The sequence below is a fragment of the Mycobacterium sp. DL440 genome, assembly GCF_011745145.1.
Lineage (GTDB): Bacteria > Actinomycetota > Actinomycetes > Mycobacteriales > Mycobacteriaceae > Mycobacterium.
This window is the reverse complement of sequence record NZ_CP050191.1, coordinates 2,457,057-2,481,328: the sequence shown is the minus strand read 5'-3', so window position 1 is coordinate 2,481,328 and position 24,272 is coordinate 2,457,057. Positions and strand designations below refer to the sequence as shown.

At 67.3% G+C, this 24,272-nt stretch carries 22 protein-coding genes; 6 read left to right on the top strand and 16 right to left on the bottom strand.

The genetic code is table 11. The features are described 5' to 3' along the window. The 8 genes from argF to HBE63_RS11985 all read right to left on the bottom strand — a co-directional run bounded on the left by argF (nt 1) and on the right by HBE63_RS11985 (nt 9,898). Nucleotides 1-927 carry an ornithine carbamoyltransferase gene (gene argF / locus HBE63_RS12020; protein WP_166904945.1) on the bottom strand — a complete coding sequence of 309 codons (927 nt, stop codon included), beginning with the start codon at nt 925-927 and terminating at the stop codon, nt 1-3. Further along, nucleotides 924-2,069 carry an acetylornithine transaminase gene (locus tag HBE63_RS12015; protein WP_243858717.1) on the bottom strand — a complete coding sequence of 382 codons (1,146 nt, stop codon included), beginning with the start codon at nt 2,067-2,069 and terminating at the stop codon, nt 924-926. The genes argF and HBE63_RS12015 overlap by 4 nt, the downstream gene beginning before the upstream one ends. A gap of 65 nt (nt 2,070-2,134) precedes the next feature. After that, complete coding sequence (argB, locus tag HBE63_RS12010; protein ID WP_166904943.1) at nt 2,135-3,013, bottom strand: acetylglutamate kinase; 879 nt, start codon at nt 3,011-3,013, stop codon at nt 2,135-2,137. Further along, on the bottom strand, nt 3,010-4,245 hold the full coding sequence (gene argJ, locus HBE63_RS12005; RefSeq protein WP_166904942.1) for a bifunctional glutamate N-acetyltransferase/amino-acid acetyltransferase ArgJ: 1,236 nt from the start codon (nt 4,243-4,245) through the stop codon (nt 3,010-3,012). Before argJ ends, argB begins: the two co-directional genes overlap by 4 nt. Then, nucleotides 4,242-5,276, bottom strand: a complete 1,035-nt coding sequence (argC, locus tag HBE63_RS12000) for an N-acetyl-gamma-glutamyl-phosphate reductase (protein ID WP_166904941.1) — start codon at nt 5,274-5,276, stop codon at nt 4,242-4,244. Before argC ends, argJ begins: the two co-directional genes overlap by 4 nt. A 143-nt stretch (nt 5,277-5,419) precedes the next feature. Beyond that, nucleotides 5,420-7,909: a phenylalanine--tRNA ligase subunit beta gene (pheT, locus tag HBE63_RS11995; protein ID WP_166904940.1), complete on the bottom strand. Its 2,490-nt coding sequence runs from the start codon at nt 7,907-7,909 to the stop codon at nt 5,420-5,422. Continuing rightward, nucleotides 7,909-8,952 (bottom strand): phenylalanine--tRNA ligase subunit alpha, encoded by a 1,044-nt coding sequence (gene pheS, locus HBE63_RS11990; protein ID WP_166904939.1) that lies wholly within the window; start codon nt 8,950-8,952, stop codon nt 7,909-7,911. The genes pheT and pheS overlap by 1 nt, the downstream gene beginning before the upstream one ends. Nucleotides 8,953-9,010: 58 nt before the next feature. After that, nucleotides 9,011-9,898, bottom strand: coding sequence for an adenylate/guanylate cyclase domain-containing protein (locus HBE63_RS11985; RefSeq protein ID WP_166904938.1), 888 nt, complete (start codon nt 9,896-9,898; stop codon nt 9,011-9,013). A gap of 228 nt (nt 9,899-10,126) precedes the next feature. Here HBE63_RS11985 and HBE63_RS11980 point away from each other — a divergent pair, with 228 nt between their 5' ends. Both HBE63_RS11980 and HBE63_RS11975 read left to right on the top strand, forming a co-directional pair. Next, the gene (locus tag HBE63_RS11980) at nt 10,127-11,146 is read left to right on the top strand and encodes an oxygenase MpaB family protein (RefSeq protein ID WP_166904937.1); all 1,020 of its coding nucleotides are present in this window, start codon (nt 10,127-10,129) and stop codon (nt 11,144-11,146) included. Nucleotides 11,147-11,173: 27 nt separating this feature from the next. After that, nucleotides 11,174-12,412: an acyl-CoA dehydrogenase family protein gene (locus HBE63_RS11975; RefSeq protein ID WP_166904936.1), complete on the top strand. Its 1,239-nt coding sequence runs from the start codon at nt 11,174-11,176 to the stop codon at nt 12,410-12,412. 9 nt (nt 12,413-12,421) lie between these two features. Here the strand turns inward: HBE63_RS11975 and HBE63_RS11970 are convergent, their stop codons facing one another. From HBE63_RS11970 to HBE63_RS11960, 3 genes are read right to left on the bottom strand one after another with little or no spacing between them, the layout of a single operon-like run. Beyond that, a complete protein-coding gene (locus HBE63_RS11970; RefSeq protein WP_166904935.1) occupies nt 12,422-12,826 on the bottom strand; it encodes a RidA family protein in 405 nt (134 codons plus the stop codon). Nucleotides 12,827-12,872: 46 nt separating this feature from the next. Then, nucleotides 12,873-13,622 (bottom strand): IclR family transcriptional regulator, encoded by a 750-nt coding sequence (locus HBE63_RS11965; protein WP_166904934.1) that lies wholly within the window; start codon nt 13,620-13,622, stop codon nt 12,873-12,875. Next, the gene (locus HBE63_RS11960; protein WP_371814977.1) at nt 13,619-14,653 is read right to left on the bottom strand and encodes a sugar kinase; all 1,035 of its coding nucleotides are present in this window, start codon (nt 14,651-14,653) and stop codon (nt 13,619-13,621) included. The genes HBE63_RS11965 and HBE63_RS11960 overlap by 4 nt, the downstream gene beginning before the upstream one ends. 151 nt (nt 14,654-14,804) lie before the next feature. Between HBE63_RS11960 and HBE63_RS11955 the strand changes: the two genes are divergently transcribed. Further along, nucleotides 14,805-16,121, top strand: a complete 1,317-nt coding sequence (locus HBE63_RS11955) for an amino acid deaminase (protein ID WP_166904933.1) — start codon at nt 14,805-14,807, stop codon at nt 16,119-16,121. Between the two features lie 119 nt (nt 16,122-16,240). Here the strand turns inward: HBE63_RS11955 and HBE63_RS11950 are convergent, their stop codons facing one another. From HBE63_RS11950 to infC, 5 genes are all read right to left on the bottom strand, one after another. Beyond that, nucleotides 16,241-16,681, bottom strand: coding sequence for a hemerythrin domain-containing protein (locus HBE63_RS11950; protein ID WP_166904932.1), 441 nt, complete (start codon nt 16,679-16,681; stop codon nt 16,241-16,243). Nucleotides 16,682-16,803: 122 nt separating this feature from the next. Next, the gene (locus HBE63_RS11945) at nt 16,804-17,547 is read right to left on the bottom strand and encodes an RNA methyltransferase (RefSeq protein ID WP_166904931.1); all 744 of its coding nucleotides are present in this window, start codon (nt 17,545-17,547) and stop codon (nt 16,804-16,806) included. A gap of 23 nt (nt 17,548-17,570) precedes the next feature. Next, nucleotides 17,571-17,960 carry a 50S ribosomal protein L20 gene (gene rplT / locus HBE63_RS11940; RefSeq protein WP_166904930.1) on the bottom strand — a complete coding sequence of 130 codons (390 nt, stop codon included), beginning with the start codon at nt 17,958-17,960 and terminating at the stop codon, nt 17,571-17,573. Between the two features lie 40 nt (nt 17,961-18,000). Continuing rightward, a complete protein-coding gene (gene rpmI / locus HBE63_RS11935) occupies nt 18,001-18,195 on the bottom strand; it encodes a 50S ribosomal protein L35 (protein WP_036449598.1) in 195 nt (64 codons plus the stop codon). 23 nt (nt 18,196-18,218) lie between these two features. Then, nucleotides 18,219-18,836 carry a translation initiation factor IF-3 gene (gene infC / locus HBE63_RS11930; protein WP_166909692.1) on the bottom strand — a complete coding sequence of 206 codons (618 nt, stop codon included), beginning with the start codon at nt 18,834-18,836 and terminating at the stop codon, nt 18,219-18,221. 263 nt (nt 18,837-19,099) lie between these two features. Between infC and HBE63_RS11925 the strand changes: the two genes are divergently transcribed. The 3 genes from HBE63_RS11925 (at nt 19,100) to HBE63_RS11915 (ending at nt 24,271) form a co-directional block, all read left to right on the top strand. Then, the gene (locus HBE63_RS11925; RefSeq protein ID WP_166904929.1) at nt 19,100-19,459 is read left to right on the top strand and encodes a DUF1844 domain-containing protein; all 360 of its coding nucleotides are present in this window, start codon (nt 19,100-19,102) and stop codon (nt 19,457-19,459) included. Between the two features lie 67 nt (nt 19,460-19,526). Then, nucleotides 19,527-22,862 (top strand): bifunctional lysylphosphatidylglycerol synthetase/lysine--tRNA ligase LysX, encoded by a 3,336-nt coding sequence (gene lysX / locus HBE63_RS11920; RefSeq protein WP_166904928.1) that lies wholly within the window; start codon nt 19,527-19,529, stop codon nt 22,860-22,862. A 47-nt stretch (nt 22,863-22,909) separates the two neighbouring features. Continuing rightward, a complete protein-coding gene (locus HBE63_RS11915; protein ID WP_166904927.1) occupies nt 22,910-24,271 on the top strand; it encodes an alpha/beta hydrolase family protein in 1,362 nt (453 codons plus the stop codon). Nucleotide 24,272 lies beyond the last annotated feature (1 nt).

Here is a 24,272-nt window from a genome sequence, read left to right as displayed (position 1 = left end):
TCAGGATCGCTCCAGGAGCCACACCAGCATGGCCTTCTGCGCGTGCAGCCGGTTCTCGGCCTCGTCGAACACCGCGCTCTGCGGCCCGTCGATCACCTCGTCGGTGATCTCGTGACCGCGGTGCGCCGGAAGGCAGTGCAGCACAATGGCTTCCGGGTCGGCGCGCTTGAGAAGGTCGGCGTTGACCTGGAACGAGCGGAACGGCCGCACGCGGTCGAGGCCATCGTTCTCCTGGCCCATCGACGTCCAGGTATCGGTGACGAGCACGTCGACCCCGTCGACCCCGGCCTGTGCGTCATCGGTAACGGACACGGTTGCTCCAGTTTCACTGGCGCGGCGCTTGGCGGCGTCGACGAAGTGCGGGTCCGGTTCGAAACCAGCGGGTGCGGCAATGGTGACGTTGATCCCTGCGGTGACGCCGCCCAGCATCAGCGAGTGCGCCATGTTGTTGGCGCCGTCACCCAGGTATGTCATCCGCAGCCCGGCCAGGTCGCCCCGGCGCTCGGCCAGGGTCTGCAGGTCGGCCAGCACCTGGCAGGGGTGGAATTCGTCGGACAGCGCATTGACAATAGGGACCGAGGCACCACTTGCCATGGCCGTCAACCGCTCCTGGGCGAAGGTGCGCCACACGATCGCGTCGACGTAGCGGGACAACACCGCCCCGGTGTCCTCGAGGGTTTCCTCCCGGCCCAACTGGGTGCTGCGGCCATCGACCACCACGGCATGCCCGCCGAGCTGGGCGATCCCCATCTCGAACGAGAACCGGGTGCGCGTCGAGTTCTTCTCGAAGATCACCGCGACGCCACGCGGGCCTTCGAGTGGGCGCCGCGAGAACGGTGCCTTCTTCAGCTCTGCGGCCAGGGCGAGCACCTCGGCCTGCTCGTCAGGCGACAGATCGTCGTCACGCAGGAAATGCCGGATGGTCATGAAGCAGCCTCCACAGCGGTGTCGAGAACGGCGGGCAGAGCGGACAGGAACGTCTCGATCTGCGGTTCGGTGATGATCAGCGGCGGTGCCAGCCGGATCACGTCCGCGGCAGCGGCGTTGATCAGAAAGCCGGCGTCGCGGGCCGCGGCCTCGACGGCCTTGGCGCTCGGTGCGGTCAGCACCACGCCCTGCAGCAGGCCCTTGCCACGCGCGTGATCGACGAGCGGATGGCCCAGCTCCTCGATGCCGTGGCTCAAGGTCTTGCCGAGCACCCCGGCACGTGCGATCAGATCCCCGTCGGTCAGCGCCTTGAGCACGCCCAGCGCGGCCGCGGTGCACACCGGGTTGCCGCCGAACGTGCTGCCGTGCAGACCCGGCGTGAGCAGATCACCGGCCGGTCCGATGGCCAGGCAGGCCCCGATCGGCAGCCCGCCGCCCAAGCCCTTGGCCAGCGTCACGATGTCGGGGGTGATGCCGTCGTGCTGATGGGCATAAAAAGCACCGGTGCGCCCGACGCCCGTCTGCACCTCGTCGAGAATGAGTAGCGCACCGTTCTTCGTGGTGATATCCCGGGCAGCAGCCAGGTATCCGGCGGGCGGGACGACGACGCCGCCCTCCCCCATGATCGGTTCAAGGAACACCGCGGCGGTATCCGAATCAACCGCGGCGGCAAGGGCTTCGGCGTCGCCGTAGGGCACATGGGTGACGTTGCCCGGCAGCGGCTCGAAGGGCGCCTGCTTGGCGGGCTGGCCGGTGAGGGCGAGCGATCCCATCGTGCGGCCGTGGAAGGCCCCTTGGGCGGCAACGATATTCGTCTTGCCGGTGAGCCGCGTGATCTTGAAGGCGACCTCGTTGGCCTCGGTGCCCGAGTTGCAGAAGAACACCCGCGCGTCGGCGCCCAGGTATCCGACCAGAGCCTCGGCGAGCGCAATCCCCGGCTCGGTGGCGTACAGGTTCGAGGTGTGGCCCAGCGTGTTGAGCTGGGTGGTGACGGCGTCGATGACACCCGGGTGGCGGTGCCCGAGCAGGTTGACCGCGATACCGCCGAGCAGGTCCAGATAGGACTTGCCGTCGGTATCGGTCACCACGGCGCCGTCACCGCTGGCCAGCGCCAACGGCGGAGTGCCGTAGTTGTTCATCATCACCGCTTCCCAGCGGTCCTGGAGACTGTGCTGGATCCCCAAGTCGCTGCGCTCCTGCCCGCCGCTCACTTCGCCACCACTTTCGTTCCAGTTCCTTCATCGGTGAAAAGCTCGACGAGCACACAGTGTTCGACGCGGCCGTCGATCACATGCGCGCTCGGCACCCCGCCGGCCACCGCCCGCAGGCAGGCCTCGATCTTGGGCACCATGCCGGATTCGAGAGACGGCAGCAGCTGTGTCAGGGCCGCTGTGTCGATCTCGTTGACCAGCGAGGAGCGGTCCGGCCAATCGGTGTACAGGCCCTCCACATCGGTGAGCATGATCAGCTTCTCGGCGCCCAGGGCCTCGGCCAGCGCCGCAGCCGCGGTGTCGGCGTTGATGTTGTGCACCACACCGTCGACATCCGGACCGATGGTTGAGACCACCGGAATCCGGCCTGCGGCAATGAGATCCAGCAGGGACCCGGCGTTGACGTGTTCGACGTCGCCGACCAGCCCGATATCGGTGGCCACCCCGTCCACGGTGACGCTGCGCCGCACCGCGGTGAACAGGTGCGCGTCCTCACCGGTCAGGCCCACCGCGTACGGGCCGTGGGCGTTGATCAGGTTGACCAGCTCCCGGCCCACCTGACCGAACAGCACCATGCGCGCCACATCGAGGACCTCCGGGGTGGTCACCCGGAAGCCGCCCTTGAAATCGCCTGGGATGCCGAGCTTCTTGAGCATCGCACTGATCTGCGGCCCGCCCCCGTGCACCACCACGGGATGGATGCCGCAGTTGCGCAGGAACACCATGTCGGCGGCGAAGGCCGCTTTGAGAGTGTCGTCGGTCATGGCGTTGCCGCCGTACTTGACGACGACGATCTTGCCGTGCAGTTGCTTGAGCCACGGCAGCGCCGAGGCGAGCACCTGGGCCTTGACGCCGCGCTCGATGGCTTGATTCATGAGCTGTAGGCCGAGTTCTCTTCGACGTAGGCATGCGACAGGTCGGTGGTCCTGATGGAAGCGCTGTGGCCTCCCTCCGAGCCCACCGCCAGGTCCACCACCACGGCGATGTCCTCGCCGGACAGGTCGACATCGCGCGCGCCTGGGGCACCGGCCCCGTCGACGCACACCGGAGAACCGTTGAACGACACGCTGATCCGCTCAGGATCGAGCTTCACCGGCGCGATGCCGACCGCGGCCAGGACCCGGCCCCAGTTGGGGTCGGAGCCGAACAGCGCGGTCTTGACCAGGCTGTCGCGGGCGATGACGCGCGCCGCGACCAGCGCATCGTCGTCGCTGTCGGCGCCGGTCACGGTGATGACGACACGCTTGGTGACGCCTTCGGCATCGGCCTGCAACTGCGCGCACAGGTCGTCGCAGACCCGCAGCACGGCCTCGTTGAGATCGTCCTGACTCGGGGCGATTTCGCTGGCGCCCGAGGCGAGCAGCAGCACGGTGTCGTTGGTCGAGCAGCTGCCGTCGACGTCGAGCCGGTCGAAGGTCAGTGCCGCGGCCCGCCGGAGCGCGGTGTCCAGTGCCGCAGCGTCTGCGACGGCGTCGGTGGTCAGCACCACCAGCATGGTGGCCAGTGACGGCGCCAGCATCCCGGCGCCCTTGGCCATCCCGCCGAGGGTCCAGTTCTCCCCCGACTCCACCGAATGGTGCAGCGCAACCTGTTTCGGCACGGTGTCGGTGGTCATGATCGCCCGCGCGGCGTCGTCGCCCCCGGTCAGGCCGCCCGCGATGTCGTGCACGATCTCGGTGACCCCGGCCAGCACCTTGTCCATCGGCAGCCGGTCACCGATCAGGCCCGTCGAGCACACCGCAACCTCGATGGCACCGGTCTCGGTGCCCCAGTCGCTCAGCGCGCCGGCCACGGCTTCGGCGGTGGCGTGGGTGTCCTGGAACCCCAGCGGGCCGGTGCAGGCGTTGGCGCCACCCGAGTTCAGGACCACCGCACGCAGCCGGCCGGTGGTCAGCACTCGCTGTGACCATTGCACCGGAGCAGCCTTGATCTTGTTTCGGGTGAACACGCCTGCCGCGGCGTAGTCCGGTCCCTCGTTGAACACCAGGGCCAGGTCCGGCGCGCCGGAAGCCTTGATCCCGGCGGCAATGCCGGCCGCCCGGAAACCCGCGGGGGCGGTGACTCCTTGGGTGCGGACCAGCTTGCTGCCAGTTGTCACTTGCGTCACGGTGCCACTCCCACGATCGACAGTCCTTCGGTTTCCGGCCAGCCCAGCGCCAGGTTCATCGACTGCACCGCGGCACCGCCGGTGCCCTTGGTGAGGTTGTCGATGGCGGCGATGGCCACGAGAGTGTGCGCTTCGGTATCCACAGCGACCGCGATCTGCGCGGCATTGCTGCCGATCACCGAACCGGTCTTCGGCAGCTGACCCTCCGGCAGGAGGTGGATGAACGGCTCTGCGTCATAAGCCTTTTCGTAGGCCGCCCGGATCTCGGCTTCTGATGCCTCGGTGCGCGCGGTGCAGGTGGCCAGAATGCCGCGGGAGGTCGGGATCAGCACCGGCGTGAACGACACGGTGACGTCTTTGTCGGTCACCGCACGCAGCCCCTGGGCGATCTCCGGGGTATGCCGGTGCCCGCCGGCGACACTGTAGGCACGGGCCGAGCCGATCACCTCCGAGCCCAGCAGGTCCACCTTGGCGGACTTGCCCGCACCCGAGGTGCCGCTCACGGCGACCACCGTGACGGCCGGATCGACGAGATCGGCGCCGACGGCGGGCAACAGCGCCAGCAGTGCCGCGGTCGGATAGCAGCCGGGCACCGCGATGCGCTTGGCGCCCTTCAACCGGTCACGCGCGCCGGGCAGTTCGGGCAGCCCGTAGGGCCAGCTGCCCGCATGCGCCGAACCGTAGAACTTCTCCCAGTCCGCGGCGTTGGTCAGCCGGAAGTCGGCACCACAGTCGATGATCAGGGTGTCGGGACCGAGCTGCTCGGCCAGTGCCGCGGAATGACCGTGCGGGAGTCCGAGAAACACCACGTCATGCCCGGCCAGCACCTCGGCGTCGGTGGGTTCCAGAACGCGCGAGGCCAACGGCAGCAAGTGCGGATGATGCTCGGCGACGCTGGTCCCGGCGCTGGAGGCCGCGGTCAACGCCCCGATGGTCAACCGGCCGTCAGCGTAGGCCGGATGCCCGAGCAGCAATCGCAGGATCTCTCCGCCGGCGTAGCCGCTGGCGCCGGCCACCGCTATCGAAGTCATGCGGCAATTCTGCATTGTTATGCATGCAGATGCAAACTCATTAATCCAGGCCGGCGTACGCGTACATGGTCATCGCCGAGCAGACGCGTAGGTACCCATCGGGCGTCGATTCTGGGTACCGCAGCGTCTGCTCGCGGAGAGACTCAGCCGCGCAGGACCGCGCCGACCCGCTCGCCCGCCACGGCGACCGCCGCGTCGCGGGCGGCACTGGCTTCGTCTTCGGTCAGCGTCCGGTCGGTAGCGCGGAACCGCAGCGCCAGGGCCAGTGACTTGCGCCCCTCGCCGACCTGCGGGCCGGTGTAGACGTCGAACAACCGAACGTCCTCCAGCAGCTCGCCGGCCCCGTCGCGCACCGCGTCGACGACGGCGGCCGCGGCCACCTCGTCGGCCACAACCACGCTGATGTCCTGGAACACCGCCGGGAACGGTGACACTGACGGTGCCGGCAGCACCTCGACAATCGGCATCGCATCGAGATCGAGTTCAACGGCGCAGGTGCCCTTGGGCAGGCCTGTCCGCTCGACGACCGCCGGGTGCAACTGGCCGGCGTAGCCGACGGTGGTATCGCCGACCAGCACCTCGGCACAACGCCCCGGATGCCACGGCAGCTCCTGGGCGGCGCGCAGGGTGAACTCCACTCCGGCGGCCCGGCCGATCACGCGGACCGCCTCGAATGCGTCGGCCGCCTCCACCGGACGCCCCGGGCCCCACGGTCCGGCGGGCTCGCGCAGCCCGGTCAGCACCGCGGCGACATGCTGCGGTTGATGCGGCAACGAGGCGTCCAGCCCGGCGATCTCCTCGTCGGTGGGCCTCCGGTCGTTCGGGATGCGCTCGACGGACCGGGTCTCGGCCGTGGGATGGACCACCTGCTGAATCGCGAACAGTGCGACATCGGCGGCACCACGAGAGACGTTGCGGCCCAAGGCTTCCAACAATCCGGGCAACAACGTGGTGGCCAACTGCGGCCGGTCGGCCTCCAGCGGGTTGAGCACCTTGGTGGTGTTGCGGCGGACATCGTCGGCGGCCAGACCCCACGCATCGAACACCCCTGCGGGCAGGAACGGCGTGGGCAGGATCTCGACGAATCCGGCCAGCGCCAGCGACTTCCCGATCGCGCGGCGACGCTTCTGGACCGCGGTCAGACCACGGCCGGCCGGTGCGGTCGGCAGCACCGACGGGATGGCCTCCAGCCCCTCCAGTCGCAGCACCTCCTCCACGAGGTCGGCACGCTGACGCATGTCGGGCCGCCAACTCGGCGGGGTGACGGTGAGCACATCGGACCCGGCCGCTTCAATTACCGCGGCGCCGATCTGGGTCAGCCGGCGTGCCGTGGTGCCGACGGCATATTCGACGCCCGCAGTGCGGTCGGGCAGGTCAGCAGGGATCTGAATGGCCGGTTGGGACCAGTCGGTGCGCCCGTCCGCGCGCCAGTCCGTGAGCTTCGGTTCGACGGTCCCGCCGCCGATCTCGGCCAGCAGGGTGGCGCAACGATCCAGTGCGGCAACCGAAATGGCCGGGTCGACCGTCCGCTCGTAACGGCGCCCGGCCTCGCTCGCCAGGTGCAGGCGACGCTGGGTGCGCGACACCGCCGCCGGATCCCACACCGCCGCCTCCAGCAGCACATCGGTGGTGGAACCGCGCACCTCGGTGGTGCCCGCACCCATCACACCGCCGATCGCGGCGGTCGCGACGTCGTCGACGATCAACACGTCGGCCGAGTTCAAGGTCCGCTCGACATCGTCGAGGGTGACCACCTTTTCGCCATCGCGGGCGAAACGCACGTCGAAGCCGCCGGTGATCAGACTGCTGTCATGGGCGTGCATCGGGTGGCCGAGTTCGAGCATGACGTAGTTGGTCACGTCGACGGCAGGCGAGATGGCCCGGATGCCGCTGAGCGTCAACCGTCGCTGCATCCACCACGGCGACACCGCGGCGGGGTCGATTCCGGTGACCGGGCGTAACCCGAAGCGCTGCACGCCGGTTCCGGGCTGCACGGTCAGCGGCCAGGCCTCCCCCTCGGCAGGCAGCGGTGTCACGTCGGCCAGGTCAGCGAAGTCCAGGTCGTGCGCACAGGCGATCTCACGCGCCAGGCCGCGCACCGACAGGCAGTAGCCGCGATCCGGGGTGATCGCCAGGTGGAACACCACATCGTCCAGCCCGAGGACCTCGGCGGCCGGAGTGCCCGGTGCCGCGGTACCGGGCGGCAACACCAGGATGCCCGACCCCTCGACACCCAGGTTCATCTCCGATGCCGAGCAGATCATGCCGTCGGAGACCCGCCCGTAGGTCTTGCGGGTGGCGATTTTGAAATCGCCGGGCAAAATAGTGCCGGGCAGTGCCGCCACGACCAGGTCGCCGACCGCGAAATTCGTTGCTCCACAAACGATGTCGCGCAGCTCGGATTCCCCGACGTCGACCTTGCAAGCCCGGATCGGCTTCTTGAACTCGGTGAGCTCCTCGATCTCGGCGACCCGGCCGATGGTCAGCGGACCGGTCACCGGACCGACCGGGATGATCTCCTCGACCTCGTGGCCGATCCGGATGAACGTCTCCTCGAGTTCCTCGACGGAGGCATCCCAGTCCGGGGCACCGGCGCGGACGGCCTCGCGCAGCCAGCTGAACGGAATCCGCATCAGGCACCGACCCCGAACGGCAGCGAGAACCGGACATCGCCCTCGACCATGTCGCGCATGTCGGGAATTCCATTGCGGAACTGCAGGGTTCGCTCCAATCCCATGCCGAAGGCAAATCCCGAGTAGATATCCGGATCGATACCGCATGCGCGCAACACATTCGGATTGACCATGCCGCAGCCGCCCCACTCGACCCAGCCGGGGCCGCCCTTCTTGCCGGGGAACCAGATGTCCACCTCTGCCGACGGCTCGGTGAAGGGGAAGAAGTGCGGACGGAACCGGGTGCGCCCGTCCGGCCCGAACTGGGCCCGCGCGAAGGCGTCCAGCGTGCCGCGCAGATTCGCCATGGTCAGGCCCTTGTCCACCGCCAGCCCCTCCACCTGGTGGAACACCGGAGTGTGGGTGGAATCGAGTTCATCGGTCCGGAAGGTCCGCCCGATCGAGATGATGTAGACCGGCGGCTCCCGCTCCAGCAGCGCGCGGATCTGCACCGGTGAGGTGTGAGTGCGCAGCACCTGCCGCGAACCGTCAGGGGCCACCTGGAAGGTGTCCTGCTCGCTGCGGGCCGGATGGTCCGGCGGAAAGTTGAGCGCGTCGAAGTTGAACTGCTCGGTCTCGACCTCCGGCCCCTCGGCCAGCTCCCAGCCCATCGCCACGAAGGTGTCGGCGACGTTCTCGGCCAGGATCGTGATCGGGTGCCGGGCGCCCACCGGCTGGCGCGTCGAGGGCAACGTCACATCGATCCGTTCGGCGACCAGCACCGCGGCGTCCCGCTCGGCACGCAGCGCGGCCAACCGCTCGTCGTACGCGCGCTGGGCCTCACCGCGGGCGACGTTGACCCGCTTGCCGGCGTCGGCGCGGTCTGCCTTCGGCAGAGTTGCCAACGCCTGGCGTGCCAGGGCGATCGGGGCACGATCACCGAGGTGCTCGGTCTTGGCGCGCGCGAGCGCGTCGAGGTCACCGGCCAGCTCAAAGGCATGCCGGGCCGCGCTGACGGCTTTGGTCAGGGCTTCTTCTGAGAGATCACTGGGCTGCTCAGCCACCCGGCGATCATAGGCGATGGCCTGATGAGGCTTCGAATCCGTTTCCAGCGGTCGGCCTTCAGCCCGCCGGCGACTGCCCGGAAGTCTTCACCCGGTACATCACCAGATCCTCGGGCACTCCCTCGGGCTTGTTCGAGAACATCTGCCGCCGTTGGCGCCTGACAGTGACCCCGAGTGCGGCCAGCTCATCCTCGGAGATGCCCGCCAACGTGGTGTGGGACACCACGAGCCCTCCGCTGCTCGCCCGTTCCATCACCCGGGCGGTGACGTTGACGTCGACGCCGAGCCAGTCGGACCCGATGCGCTGCGGGCGCCCGGTGTGGATACCGACCCGCATCCGCGGCGCGTAACCGTCCAGATCGATGTTCTTGACACCATCGAGCGCCACGAGCATGGCATCCAGCGCGGTGCCCGGATCGGAGAACACCGCCATCATTCCGTCGCCCATGCGTTTGACGATGTGACCGCCTGCCTCGAGCACCGGGGGCTCGATCACCTGCGCCACCCGTCGCAGCAACCGCAAGGTGGCGTCGTCGCCGGAACGCAGCGACCACGACGAGAAACCGACCAGATCGGTGAACACCAGCGTCACCTCGGAATTCGCCGGAGTTCCCGAGACCCGCTCGGTCAGCGCCTGCCAAACCTGTAGCGCGCCCAGGCTCACCTCACGCGAGGCGGCGTCACGGTCGAGCAGGCGGTCCGCCACGCGCGCGGCCGCGCGGGGCCCACCCTCACCCGAAGCCGAGAGGCGGTCACCGAAATCCGGATCCCCGGGCAACGACCGACGTACCCGCCGGACCAGATCGATGACGGCCGGGCTGCGATTGGTGCGTTGCACCCACCCCAATGGCCCCGGCAACCCGGGCGTCTTCACGGGGCGCTGCTGCGGCGCCTGCTCGACATCCCCGACTTCGCCGGACGGGTCATCGAACGGCTCGCCATCCACAGCGCAAGAGTAAGTGGCGCGCGGACCGGGCGGCAATCGCGCCACGAGCGGGTTTGCCCACACTTTCCGGGCGCCAGGAAATCGGGCTGGTCACAGCCCTGTGGCGCCACGGTAGCCGCCTCATAACAGTGCGCGACGACGCGCCGTGGCGTCGTAGACAACATACGTTGTCACTACTATCGTTGGGCACAGCTGTGATTCACGTCATGACGAGTCAACGAGGACGCAATGACCATACGAGCCACCACCAGCGAGCACGATCCACTCGGCCCGGATTCGCTGACCTGGAAGTACTTCGGCGATCTGCGCACCGGGATGTTGGGCGTCTGGATCGGCGCGATCCAGAACATGTATCCCGAACTCGGTGCGGGCGTCGAGGAACACTCGATCCTGCTCCGCGAACCCCTACAACGGGTGGCCCGGTCGGTCTACCCGATCATGGGCGTCGTCTACGACGGTGACCGGGCGGCTGACACCGGCGCACAGATCAAGGGCTTTCACCACACCATCAAGGGCGTCGACGGCCAGGGCCGGCGCTATCACGCGCTGAATCCCGAGACGTTCTACTGGGCACACGCCACGTTCTTCATGCTCATCATCAAGACCGCGGAGTATTTCTGCGGCGGTCTCACCGAGGCCGAGAAGTGCCAACTGTTCGACGAGCACGTGCAGTGGTACGGCATGTACGGAATGAGTATGCGGCCAGTTCCCAAGACCTGGGCGGAATTTCAGGAGTACTGGGACGCCAAGTGCCGGGACGAGCTCGAGATCAACCGGGCCACCCTCGACATCTTCACCATCCGGATCCCCAAACCGTGGTTTGTGCTGATGCCGACGCCGGTGTGGGATCAACTGTTCAAACCCCTTGTCGGGGCGCAACGCTGGATCGCGGCCGGCCTGTTCGACCCGGCCGTGCGGGAAAAGGCCGGGATGCGTTGGACGCCCGGCGACGAGGTCCTGCTGCGGATCTTCGGCAAGATGGTCGAATTGGCATTCGTCGCGGTGCCCGAGGAGATCAGGCTGCACCCGCGCGCGCTGTCGGCCTACCGCCGCGCTGCCGGGAAGCTACCGGCCGACGGCCCCCTGATCGAAGCACCTGGCTTCATGGGACCGCCCCGTGACCGCCGCGGGCTGCCGATGCACTACCTACCGCGCCACAAGACCCTGCTGGACCGGGCCGGCGCGCTGGTGCACACCACCTTTTCCCTGCCGGCGTTGCGGCGGCCCGCCCGGCGCAGTGCAGCCTGACTTTTGACACCTGTCTAAGCTGTCGAGATGCTTGATTGGTCTGATGTCGACGTCGCTGTCCGGGACGCAGTACGCGAGTTCGTGGACAAGGAGATCCGGCCCCACCTCGATGAGCTGGAAAGCGGCGAGATGGAGCCGTATCCGATCGTGCGAAAGCTGTTCGCCACGTTCGGTATTGACACCCTCTCCAAGGAATCGCTGGACAAGCGACTGGAAAAGCTGCGCAGCGGCGAGGACAAGCCCTCGGGGGCCCGCGGTGGAATGTTCGGCGGCAGCGGTTCGCCGGGCATGGGATTCGTCCTGATCAGCGAACTGTGCCGGGTGTCGATGGGCCTCGTCACCGGCCTGGGGGTGAGCCTGGGCCTGACCGTGTCGACCATCCAGAGCCGCGGCACACTGGCCCAACAGGAACGCTGGCTGCCCGGGCTGGTGACCTACGAGAAGATCGGCGCGTGGGCGATCACCGAACCCGATTCGGGCTCGGACGCCTTCGGCGGGATGAAGTCCTATGTGACCCGTGACGGCGACGATTACATCCTCAACGGCCAGAAGACCTTCATCACCAACGGCCCGGACGCCGATGTCGTGGTGGTCTACGCGAAGTTGGATGAGCGTGACGGTGCGGACAAACGCAATCGGAAGGTGCTGACCTTCGTCCTCGATCGCGGGATGGAAGGCTTCGTACAGTCGAAGCCGTTCCGCAAGATGGGCATTCACTCATCGCGCACCGGCGAGCTGTTCTTCAACAACGTCCGGCTGGGACGTGACCGGCTCCTCGGCGAGACCGAAGGGTCCGACGATGGGGCCGACGAAGGCCGGGCCAGCGCACGATCGAACTTCTCGGCCGAACGCATCGGGGTGGCCGCGATGGCGCTGGGCGTGATCGAGGAATGCCTGCGGTTGAGCGTCGACTACGCCAAGACCCGCACCCTGTGGGGCCAGGAGATCAGCCAGTTCCAGCTGATCCAGCTCAAGCTGGCCAACATGGAGGTGGCCCGGATGAACGTGCGCAACATGCTGTTCCGCGTCATCGAATCCGCCGAGAAGGGCGCCCCGATCTCCCTCGCCGAGGCCTCCGCGATCAAGTGGTACTGCTCGCAGGCGGCCACCGACGTCGCGATGGAGGCGGTGCAGCTGTTCGGCGGCAATGGCTACATGACCGAGTACCGGGTGGAGCAGTTGGCACGTGATGCGAAGTCGCTGATGATCTACGCCGGCAGCAACGAAGTGCAGATCACCCACGTGGCACGGGGTTTGCTCAGCTAGCCTTCCCGGTCAACCCGCGACGGCGAGCGCGTCGATCTCCACCAGCATGACCTCGTGCGGGAGGTCGACGAATATCGTTGTCCGGCAAGGAAGCTGGCCGGACTTCACGTTCTCGGCGACGAACTCGCCGTATACCTCGTTCATGGCCGCGAAATCCTCGCGCTTGGTGAGGTAGACCCGGAACATCAGGACGTCATCGACACCGGCGCCACCGGCGGCCAGGATCGCCTTGACGTTCTCCAACGTCCGGCGCGTCTGTCCCTTGACGTCGCCTTCGCCGATGTAGGTGTTGGTCGCGGGGTCCATCGGCCCCTGCCCCGACACCTGGAGGAAGCCGCCCTTACGGATGCCTTGGCTGAAGGTGTGAGCGGGTGCCGGTGCGTCGTCGGTACGGATGACCTGCGAATCGGACACGGTGGAATCTCCTCTGTTTTCCTGTTTTCGATGTGTGCGGGCTGGATCAGGCGGGTGGATGGTAACCGCACTCAGCCGAGATGCGCCGGGTTACCGCCCGCAGCGGCGGCAGGAGTTCCAACACCTGCTCGAAGGGCAGCACCACGTCGGGCACCGACACCGAGACCGCCGCGACGACACGGCCATTCGCGCCGCGGATCGGTGCCCCCACGCAGTTGATCGACGGCTCGTTCTCTTCACGGTCCTGCGCCCAGCCCTGTGCGCGGACGGTCTCGATTTCCCGCAGATATGCCTCCGGCGTGGTGATGGTGTTCGCAGCACGCCGGGTGAAGTCCATCGCGGCGACGATCGACAGCAGTTCGGCATCGGACAGGTCAGCGAGAATCACCTTGGCGACGGCGGTGGAATTCAGGTTGGCGGTCAAGCCGATTCGCGAGTACATGCGGATCTGATCGTGCGATTCGAGCTTGTCGATGTACACGATGTCGCTACCTTCCATCGCGGCGAGATGGGTGCTGCGGCCGTACTCGCGATTGAACCCGACGAGGTACCGCGAGGCGATCTGGCGGATCTCCCGCTGATCGGTGCCGTGGGCGGCGAGTTCGAAGATCCGTGATCCGAGGTGATACCGGTTGTTGTTGTCGCGGAAGGTGAACCGCTCGTCGGAGAGAGTACGCAGCAGCCTCATCACGGTGGTCTTGTGCACTTCCGTGGCGGCCGCCAGCTCATCCAGGCCGGCCGGGCCGTTGCCGAGCTGAATCAACAACTGCAGGGCACGCGCGACGCTCTGGCTCACCGCCTGCCCCCGCACACCGAAAACCCAGCCTCGCTCACCCTCGTCGCAGCCCACTCCCCGTCCGTGCAGGTGAGCAGGTGCTCGATCAGCTCGCCGGGCGGTGCCGGCGCGAAATCCGCCGCGACAGTGAGGGTGACGGCGGCTCCGATGTGGCCGCGCCGCAGGCATGATTCCGGATCTTCATCGAGGATGACGCCGCTGAGGAATCCGGCGGCGAAGGCGTCGCCGGCGCCGACTGATTCCACGACCTCGACACACAGCGCGGGAACCACGAACTCCTCGCCGGAGCAGTCGACGGCCAGCGCCTGATCCGCACCGTCCTTGATGACCAGCGTCGCGGGGTCCGGCAAGATGCGGCGCAAGGCAATTGGGTCGTCGGTTCCCATGACGCGGAGCGCCTCGTCGACACCCATCAACACCACGTCGGCCTGGTTGGCCAGCGCGACCAGTTCGGCGGTGTCGCCGTCGGGCCACAGCTGTTCACGCCAGCTCACATCGAAACTCACCGGCCCGGCAATGCCGGGTCGCTCGGTCAGCAGTCGGCGCATCATGGCCCGACAGCTCGTCGACAGGGCCGGGGTGATGCCGCTGCAGTGCACCACCGATGCGTGCGCGAATGCGGTCGCAACCGCCGGCGCGTCCAGGAATTCAGGTGTCATTGCCGACGCTGCCGACCCCGCCCGGTTGTACCGGATGACGCTGCGCGGCTCCCCCGTGCTGTGCGGTGCGGCCACTTTTGCGTAGTGCCCGGTGGGGCGGGCTGGATCGATCTCGACAGCGGAGAGGTCGATTCCGCGGGCGGTCAACTCGGATCTGATCAGGGCCCCGTGTTCGTCGTCGCCGAGCCGGCCGATGAAGAAAGCGGGGATGCCCCAGGCGACGAGGCCGGCCGCGACGTTGGCTTCCGCACCGGCCAGGTGCAGTCCAGCCTGAGTACCGGCCAGGTGCAATTCCCCTTGAGTACCGGCCAGGAGCAGCGCTTCACCGAGGCAGGCGATGCCGCCGACGGTAGCTGCGCGCAATTCGGGCACTGCAGTCCTCGCGGGTTGGGACGATTGACGCGGTGTCGCCAGCCATGTTAGACAGGTCACACACTAAATTGCAACATGCGTTGCACTATACGCAACGTAGCAGTTCACACTGTTCTGGTGGCTTCCCCCAAACGCACCCGCGGAGGACAAGATGGGTACGACGACACGAGGAGGTGAGCCCACGCTCGACACTGAGGCTTGGGACAACCTCCGCGCCGAGCGCCTGTCCGAACTGGACAAGGCCCTTCCGGCTGCCGCCGACGGCCTCACCACCGAGGAGTTCCTCGCCACTGGCCCCCGCCTCTCGGCATTCACCACACCAGTGATGACACTGGACAATTCGGCCATCGATGACAATGTGGCCGCCATGGCGGCATGGTGCACAGCGCACGGGGTCGAGCTGGCACCGCACGGCAAGACCACGATGTCACCGGTCCTTTGGAATCGCCAATTACGCAGCGGGGCATGGGGTATCACCCTGGCCACCCCCAGTCAGGTACGCGTCGCGGTGAGTTTCGGGGTGCGACGGATCCAGCTTGCCAATGCCCTGGTGGATCCGGCAGCGTTGCACTGGCTGGCCCGGGAGATGGCCGCCCGGCCCGACCTCGAGGTGATCGCCTGGGCGGACTCGGCGGCCACGGTGGACGCGATGAACGTGGCCCTCGCCGAATTCCAGGTGGCTCGGCAGATTCCGGTGCTCGTCGAACTCGGTGCGGCCGGCGGCCGTACCGGTGCGCGTTCGGTGGATGAGGCCTCGGCGGTGGCCGAGCGCATCGCGGCCAGTGACGCCCTGCGCCTGGCCGGGGTATCCGGCTACGAGGGATCGCTGGCGCACGACGCATCGGACACGTCGCTCTCGCGGGTCCGGCACTACCTGGCGGACATGGCCCGGCTGCACCGCCGCATCGAAGCCGAGGGACTTTACCCCGCCGAGTCCGACCTCTATGTAACTGCCGGTGGCAGTGCCTATTTCGATGCCGTGGCGGATGTGCTGGCCCCGCTGGCCGGCGGCCGCACACACGTCGTGGTCCGTGCCGGGGCCTACATCATCCACGACGACGGCTTCTACACCGGGATTACGCCGTTTCGCCGCGGCGAAGAGCGTTACCGGCTGCGCTCGGCGATGCATACCTGGGCACGAGTGGTGTCACGCCCGGAACCTGGGCTGGCGCTACTGGACGCCGGTAAGCGCGATGTCCCGTTCGACGAGGGACTGCCGATACCCCAACTGGTCGCCCCGCAACTCGGCGCACCCGCACGTCCTCTCGCGGATGCGGAGATCGTCGCCGTCAACGACCAGCACGCGTTCCTGACCCTCCCGCCCGCCTCCGACATCCGGGTGGGCGACGTTGTGAGACTGGGGCTTTCCCACCCGTGCACGGCGTTCGACAAATGGAGATGGATCCCGGTCGTGGCGCCGGACGAGACGGATCCCGTCGTCGTCGGCCTGATCCGTACCTACTTCTGATCCAGATCTGTCCTGTACGCGGGCAGTTGGCTCTCGATGACGGAGGTGTGCAATGACAGAACTCGACGTGCCAGTCGGGCAGCGAATTTCGTCGCCGCACTGTCGCTGGCCAGCGGGCGCTAGGAAATCATGTGCCGGCCTGGGTGCGCGTCCTGCCATCCCGCCATCGCGGCATCCCAGTCGGGGCCGTCGAGCGCAGTGAGTGCGGCCGGGAACAGCCCGTCCTCTTCTTTGGCGATATGGGCGTAGAGCTCATCGATCTCCTTGCGAACCCGGGCCTGATCAGCCGGATCGGTCAGGTCGACCACCTCGAGGAACGCAGCGAGCTCGCGGTGTTCGGCCACCAGCGGGTCGATGTGCTCGGCGTAGAGCTCATCGGTGTGCATCACCGCGAACAGCCCGTTCTCCTCACCCTGCCAGTGCGAGCGCAATTCCTCGAACATCGCCGCCAGAAGCCGGCCGGCCGCGTCCAGCTCGCCGCGGTCCATGGCACGCACCGCTTCGCGGCCGTGGTCGACGGCCCGCTCGTGCTCGGCGATGTAATCCCGCAACAGTGGCATATCTCGGCAACCGCAGTATTGGCACATGGCTGGTCCTCCCAACAGCATCGTGCCACATGGGTCGAGTGGCCACTTGTGATACACAAATCGCGAAAAGCCGTGCGATAAGTGGCCATTCGGCACTAATGCCGGTGGGCGCGCGCGCTCTGATACAGGCAGATCGATGCCGCCGAGGCGATATTGAGGCTTTCGGAATGTCCGGGCATGGGAATGTGCACCCGGTGATCGGCTGCCGCAGCGAACTCGGTTGGCAGGCCGTGGGCTTCGGGCCCGAACAGCCAGGCGGTGGGCCCGGTCAGCTCCACATCGTCGAGGCTGACCTCGCCGTCGAGCGTGGTGGCCAGCACCTGCAGCCCGGCGGCCTGCAGTCGCGCAACGATTGCCGACTCATCGGGCTCGCTGATCACCGGCAGCGAGAAGATGCTGCCGGCCGACGCCCGCAGGCACTTGCTGTTGTACGGGTCGACGCTGTGGCCGGCCAACACGACGGCGTCGGCGCCCATCGCGTCGGCAGCGCGGATCAACGTACCGGCGTTGCCCGGCTCCGAGATCTGCACGGGCACCGCGATCAGCCGGGGCGCGGCAGCCAGAACGTCTTCAAGGGAGACCTCCGGCAGTCGGCACACGGCCACCAGGCCTACCGGGGTCACGGTGTCCGACAACGCTTTTGCCGCTCGCTCGGTGACCAACTGCACCGGCGCCTCGGTCAGCAACTCGCCGAAGCGGTCCATGGCCGCCTCGGTCGCGAACACCTCGGAAACAAGTCCGCGCCGCAACGCCGCCTCGACGAGGTTGGACCCCTCGGCAAGGAAGCGTGCGGCGCGGCGGCGCCCGACGTGGCGCTGCAGTTTGACTGCAGCCGCCACCCGGGCAGAACGCTCGGTGAGCGTCAGGCGGCCTCTCCGGAAGGAGCGTTGACGTCCTCCGGCAGAGCAGCCTTGGCGACCTCGACCAGCGCGGTGAACGCGGCGGCGTCGCTGACGGCGATCTCGGCCAGGTTCTTGCGGTCCACCTCGACACCGGCAGCCTTCAAGCCCTGGATCAGGCGGTTGTAGGTGATGCCGTTGGCGCGGGCCGCGGCGTTGATACGCGAGATCCACAGCTTGCGGAAGTCACCCTTGCGGGCACGACGGTCGCGGTAGGCGTAGGTCAGCGAATGCAGCTGCTGTTCCTTGGCCTTGCGGTACAGACGCGACCGCTGGCCGCGGTAGCCCTTCGAGGCCTTGAGTACGGTACGCCGCTTCTTCTGGGCGTTGAGTGCGCGCTTCACGCGTGCCATGGGATGTTCCTATTCTCGTTCGGTACGGGGAGCGGCAGGTCTAGCCGTTGAGCAACTTGTTGACACGCTTGGTGTCATTGGCTGCCACCACGGTGCGGCCGTCGAGCCGGCGGGTGCGCTTGGTGGCCTTGTGCTCCAGCAGGTGGCGTCGGCCGGCCTTCTGGCGCACGATCTTGCCGGTCCCGGTCTTGCGGAAACGCTTCGATGCTCCGCTGTGGGTCTTCGCCTTGGGCATGAATCCTCAGTTCTGTGTTGAAACTAGTTCTGCGTAACGTCTGGTGCTTCTGGTGCGGCTGGTGCGGCTGGTGCTGCCTGCTGCCCGCTGGGGCGCTCGGCCTGCTCTGCCGCCTTGGCGCGGGTCTTCGCGCCGCGGTGCGGTGCCAGCACCATCGTCATGTTGCGGCCGTCCTGCTTGGCTGACGTCTCGACGAAACCGTAATCGGCCACATCGGCGCCCAGCCGCTGCAGCAACCGGTACCCGAGTTCGGGGCGGGACTGCTCACGACCACGGAACATGATGGTCACCTTGACCTTGGACCCGGCTTCGAGGAAGCGGACCACATGGCCCTTCTTCGTCTCGTAGTCGTGGTCGTCGATCTTGGGACGCAGCTTCTGCTCCTTGACGACGGTCTGCTGCTGGTTCTTGCGAGACTCGCGCTCCTTGAGTGCCGTCTCGTACTTGAACTTGCCGTAATCCATGATCTTGCAGACCGGGGGTTTAGCGGCTGGTGCAACTTCGACGAGGTCGAGATCGGCATCCGCGGCGACGCGGAGAGCATCTTCGATGCGCACGATCCCTACCTGCTCGCCGTTCGGTCCGATCAGGCGGACTTCAGGTACTCGGATGCGCTCGTTGATGCGGGTCTCAGTGCTGATGGGGCCTCCTATGTTGGGTCTGCTGAGGAGGCCCGCCCATCCGCACTTCTGCCCGCTAGAACAGAAAAGCCCTGCTCATAGCAGGGCCCAATGCCGACCGATCACGGCTTGCGCCGCCTGCAGCTCCAACGCTGGAGCACAGAACCGGCGTCCGAGGACACCGGCGACCGGACCGCTGTACCTTGTGGCCAACGGTGGGAGTGGGACTCCACTTGCTGTCCCTGACATAAGCCGGGACGGTCGCGCATGACAGTCTAGCAGCTATGACGGATCCGACCGAAACGCCCGACGAAGCGACGCCGCAGCTACGGGACCTGGCCGACATTCCCGCGGTGGAGGTGATCACCCGGGCGGCGGTCATGTTGATGAGCGCCGCAGCCGAGAAGATCGGGCTCTCGGCCGAGGATCCCGACGATAGTCCCCACCGCGACCTCGACGAGGCCCGGCGGCTCATCACCGCACTGGCCGGGCTCGTCACGGCATCGGCCGAATACCTGGGACCCCACGCCGGCCCCGTACGCGACGGTCTCAAGACCCTGCAGCTGGCATTCCGTGAAGCCAGCGCGGCGCCCGAGGAGCCGGGTAAAGGTCCAGGCGAGAAGTACACCGGACCGGTCTGGTAAACACCTGGACGGTGTCTGAGCGCGCGATGGACCCAATTGACGGTTTGACCGCCTATTCTCCGGGCCTATGACCGTTATGAGCCGCGGCAACCGCACCGGGGTCCAGCTCGCGTCGAGGTTCTCCTGGGTTCCCGCAGCAGCCGGCTGGATCGTCGGGGTGATCGCCACCCTGTCGCTGGTCGCCAGTGTGTCTCCGGCGGTGCGTTGGTTGATCCAGGTGCCGCGAGAGTTCGTCAACGACTACATCTTCAACTTTCCCGACACCAGCTTCGCCTGGGCGTTCGTGCTGGCGCTGCTGGCCGCCGCGCTGGCCGCCCGCAAGCGGATCGCCTGGTGGATCCTGGTGCTCTACATGGTGGGTGCCATCGGCTGGAACCTCGGTGATCTCGCTGCCGGTGGGGACCCCGTCGCCGACGATGTCGGCGAGGTCATCGGTGTGGTGTTCCACGTGGCCGCCATCGCCGCGCTCGTCTTGGCCCGTAATCAGTTCTGGGCCAAGGTGCGCCGCGGCGCCCTGCTCAAATCCGCCGTGGTGTTGGTCGTGGGCATGGCGATCGGGATCCTGGCCGCATGGGCGCTGCTGGAACTGTTCCCCGGCACCCTGTCCCCGGAATGGCGGCTGCTGTACGCGGTCAACCGGGTCAGCGGATTCGCCACCGTCCCGACTGAGGTTTTCGAGGGCTACTCGCACACCTTCCTCAACGCGATCTTCGGCTTGTTCGGCGCGCTGGCGCTGATGGCGGCCGCGGTCGTGCTGTTCCAGTCCCAACGCGCCTCCAATGCACTGACCGGCGAAGACGAATCGGCGATCCGCGGGCTGTTGCAGACCTACGGCAAGAACGATTCCCTGGGGTACTTCGCCACGCGCCGAGACAAGTCGGTGGTGTTCGCACCCAACGGCCGGGCCGCGATCGCCTACCGCGTAGAAGTTGGGGTGTGTCTGGCCGGCGGCGATCCGGTCGGTGATCCCAAGGCCTGGCCGCAGGCGATCGGCGCGTGGCTGCAGCTGTGCCAGACCTACGGCTGGGCACCGGGCGTGATGGGCGCCAGTTCGACTGCGGCCGAGGCGTTCCGGGCGGCCGGGCTCAACGCGCTGCAACTCGGCGACGAAGCCATTCTGTATCCGGACAACTTCCGGCTGTCCGGGCCCGATATGCGCGCGGTGCGACAGGCGGTCACCCGGGCCCGGCGTGCCGGCACCTCGGTGCGCATGCGGCGTCACCGTGAACTGGACCAGGCCGAGATGGCCGAGGTGATCAAGCGTGCCGACGCCTGGCGGGACACCGAGACCGAACGCGGCTTCTCGATGGCACTGGGCCGGCTCGGCGACCCAGCCGACGGTGACTGCCTGCTCGTCGAGGCGGTCCGGCACAAGGACGGCGAACCAGAAAATTCAGAACCCGAGGTGGTGGCATTGCTGTCGCTGGTGCCGTGGGGAGCCAACGGTGTCTCGCTCGATGTCATGCGCCGTTCCCCGCAATCCCCCAACGGCACCATCGAGCTGATGGTCAGCGAACTGTGCATGCAGTCCGAAGGCATTGGCGTCAGCCGCATTTCATTGAACTTCGCGATGTTCCGGTCGGCATTTCAGCAGGGTGCACAGCTGGGCGCCGGCCCGGTGGCCCGACTGTGGCGAGCGCTGTTGGTGTTCTTCTCCCGGTGGTGGCAGTTGGAGACGCTGTACCGCTCGAACATGAAGTACCAGCCCCACTGGGTCCCCCGGTACGCCTGCTACGAGGACGCCCGGTTGATCCCGCGGGTCGGGGTGGCCTCGGTGATCGCCGAGGGATTCCTGGTACTGCCGTTCTCCCGGCGAAACAAACAGCACACCGGCGAACACGTCGCGGCCCCTGCCGATCTCGTGGATTCGGGCCGGTTGCACCACGACGGCAGCGCCCCGGACCCCAACGGACTGCGGGACGAGCTGACTGACGACGATCAACAGCGACTGCCCGAGCAGGTCCGGGTCCGGATGGCCAAGCTGCGCCAGTTGCAGGCCAGCGGTGTGGATGCCTATCCCGTGGGCCAGGCACCCAGCCATACCGTCGCGGCCGCACTGGAATCCGCCGACGGTGACGGCGTGAGCGTCGCCGGGCGGATCCTGCGGGTTCGGGATTACGGCGGTGTTTTGTTCGCCCAACTGCGCGATTGGTCCGGCGAAGTTCAGCTGTTGCTCGACAACGCCCGCCTGACCCAGGCCGGCACCGCCGACTTCACCGCGACCATCGACCTGGGCGATCTGATCGAGGTCAGCGGTTCCATGGGGCGCAGCCGCAACGGCACCCACTCGCTGCTGGTCGACAGTTGGCGGATGGTCGGCAAATGCCTGCGCCCGCTGCCGGACAAGTGGAAGGGCCTGACCGACCAGGAGGCCCGGGTCCGAGCCCGCTACGTGGACCTGGCCGTCAACACCGAGGCGCGGGACTTGATCCGGGCCCGCAGCGGCGCCCTGCGCGCCATTCGGGAGACGTTGTACGCCAAAGGTTTCCTCGAAGTCGAGACCCCCATCCTGCAACAGATCCACGGGGGCGCCAACGCCCGGCCGTTCCTGACCCACATCAATGCCTACGACCTGGACCTGTACCTGCGCATCGCACCCGAGCTCTACCTCAAGCGGTTGTGCGTCGGCGGTGTGGAGCGGGTCTTCGAACTGGGCCGCGCGTTCCGCAACGAGGGCGTGGACTTCAGCCACAACCCCGAGTTCACCCTGCTGGAGGCCTACCAGGCCCACGCCGACTACAACGTCTGGATCGACGGCTGCCGCGAGTTGATCCAGAACGCCGCGGCCGCCGCCAACGGAGCCCAGGTCTTCCAACGGCCGCGCGCCGACGGAGTCCTCGAGCCGATCGACATCTCAGGCCAGTGGGCGGTCAAGACCGTGCACGACGCGGTGTCGGAAGCCCTCGGCGAGCACGTCACCGTCGAAACAGACCTGGCCACGCTGCGCCGGCTCTGCGATGCGGCGCACATCCCCTATCTGACTCACTGGGACGCCGGCGCCGTCGTGCTGGAGATGTACGAGCACCTCGTCGAGGACCGCACCGAAGAGCCCACGTTCTACAAGGACTTCCCGACCTCGGTGTCGCCGCTGACCCGGCCGCACCGGAGCATCCCGGGGGTTGCCGAACGCTGGGATCTGGTGGCTTGGGGCGTCGAACTGGGCACCGCCTACAGCGAGCTCACCGACCCCGTCGAGCAGCGCCGCCGGTTGCAGGAACAATCGTTGCTGGCCGCGGGTGGGGACCCCGAGGCGATGGAACTCGACGAGGATTTCCTGCAGGCCATGGAGTACGCCATGCCGCCGACGGGTGGTCTCGGTATGGGCGTGGACCGGGTGGTCATGTTGATAACTGGCCGTAGCATCCGCGAAACACTGCCGTTTCCCCTGGCCAAACCTCGTTAGCAGGTTCCTCACAGCCGATCCCAAGATTGGGCGGCGACGATATTGCTGTGACCTTCACTCACCACCTGTCCTTGATGCACGGCTGGGTTCCGACCAGCATTCAAGTCATCACCGCCGTGGTGTTGATCGCCGCGATCGGCTGGCGTACCCGCCGCTGGGCGCTCATCTGGCTGCCGTTCGCCGCCGCAGTGGGCGGCATCCTCGTCGCGGGCACCAACTGGTACATCGAGTCCGAGGGGCTGGCGGGCAACCCGGCTCCCAGGTCCCTGTGGGTGTGGATCGCGCTGACGGGCGCGGCGGTCGTGGTCCTGGCGGCGGGCTGGCGCGGCAGCCGGTGGTGGCGGCGCGGTACCGCCGTCATGGCAGTGCCGCTGACGCTGCTGTGTACGGCACTGGCACTGAACCTGTGGGTCGGTTACTTCCCGTGGGTGCAGACCGCATGGAACCAGTTGACTGCAGGCCCACTGCCCGACCAGACCGATCAGGTCACGGTGACCGCTATGCAGCGCCAGGGCACCATCCCCGCCAAGGGCAGTGTGGTCCCCGTCGAAATCCCCAACACCGCTTCGGGTTTCCGGCATCGCGGCGAGTATGTATACCTGCCGCCGGCGTGGTTCGCTTCCAATCCCGCTCCGCAGTTGCCGACCGTGATGATGATCGGCGGTGAGTTCAACACCCCGGCCGACTGGATGCGGGCGGGCAACGTGATCAAGACGATGGACGAATTCGCCGCCGCCCACCACGGGTACGCGCCGGTGCTGGCATTTGTCGACCCGGGCGGCACCTTCAACAACGACACCGAATGCGTCAATGGCAAGCGCGGGAACTCCGCCGACCATCTCACCAAAGACGTTGTCCCGTATATGAACAGCCACTACGGCGTCAATCCGACGGCCTCGGGATGGGGCATCGTCGGCTGGTCCATGGGCGGCACCTGCGCGGTGGACATGGCGGTCATGCACCCTGAACTGTTCAGTGCGTTCGTCGACATCGCCGGTGACATCGGCCCGAACTCGGGAACCAAGGCACAGACCATCGACCGCCTGTTCGGCGGCAACGCCGCCGCGTGGGACACGTTCGACCCGAGCACCGTGATCAACCGGCACGGGCCGTACGACCAGATGTCGGGCTGGTTCGACGTCAACGACACGTCCACGCCAGGCAAGCCCGCAGCCCACGCCAACGATCAGGTCAAGGCCGCCAACTCCTTGTGTGCACTCGGCTCGAAACACGGCATCGCCTGCGCAGTGGTGACCCACCAGGGAACCCACGACTGGCCGTTCGCCAGCCACGCGTTCTCGACGGCCCTGCCCTGGCTGGCCGGTGCGATCGGCACCCCGCAGGCACCTGCGACCGGACTGCCGCAGTCGTCGCCCTCGGCAGCGTTCATCCAGACGGCCGCCAAGTAGC

What these genes read in the sequence shown, in the direction of transcription:
- lysX (WP_166904928.1), top strand. Translation starts at nt 19,527, where the DNA reads ATGACCGTTATGAGCCGCGGCAACCGCACCGGGGTCCAGCTCGCGTCG.
- rpmI (WP_036449598.1), bottom strand. Translation starts at nt 18,195, where the DNA reads ATGCCCAAGGCGAAGACCCACAGCGGAGCATCGAAGCGTTTCCGCAAG.
- HBE63_RS11925 (WP_166904929.1), top strand. Translation starts at nt 19,100, where the DNA reads ATGACGGATCCGACCGAAACGCCCGACGAAGCGACGCCGCAGCTACGG.
- HBE63_RS11975 (WP_166904936.1), top strand. Translation starts at nt 11,174, where the DNA reads ATGCTTGATTGGTCTGATGTCGACGTCGCTGTCCGGGACGCAGTACGC.
- HBE63_RS11955 (WP_166904933.1), top strand. Translation starts at nt 14,805, where the DNA reads ATGGGTACGACGACACGAGGAGGTGAGCCCACGCTCGACACTGAGGCT.
- HBE63_RS12015 (WP_243858717.1), bottom strand. Translation starts at nt 2,069, where the DNA reads ATGATGAACAACTACGGCACTCCGCCGTTGGCGCTGGCCAGCGGTGAC.
- HBE63_RS11980 (WP_166904937.1), top strand. Translation starts at nt 10,127, where the DNA reads ATGACCATACGAGCCACCACCAGCGAGCACGATCCACTCGGCCCGGAT.
- pheT (WP_166904940.1), bottom strand. Translation starts at nt 7,909, where the DNA reads ATGCGGATTCCGTTCAGCTGGCTGCGCGAGGCCGTCCGCGCCGGTGCC.
- rplT (WP_166904930.1), bottom strand. Translation starts at nt 17,960, where the DNA reads ATGGCACGCGTGAAGCGCGCACTCAACGCCCAGAAGAAGCGGCGTACC.
- HBE63_RS11950 (WP_166904932.1), bottom strand. Translation starts at nt 16,681, where the DNA reads ATGCCACTGTTGCGGGATTACATCGCCGAGCACGAGCGGGCCGTCGAC.
- argB (WP_166904943.1), bottom strand. Translation starts at nt 3,013, where the DNA reads ATGAATCAAGCCATCGAGCGCGGCGTCAAGGCCCAGGTGCTCGCCTCG.
- argC (WP_166904941.1), bottom strand. Translation starts at nt 5,276, where the DNA reads ATGACTTCGATAGCGGTGGCCGGCGCCAGCGGCTACGCCGGCGGAGAG.
- argF (WP_166904945.1), bottom strand. Translation starts at nt 927, where the DNA reads ATGACCATCCGGCATTTCCTGCGTGACGACGATCTGTCGCCTGACGAG.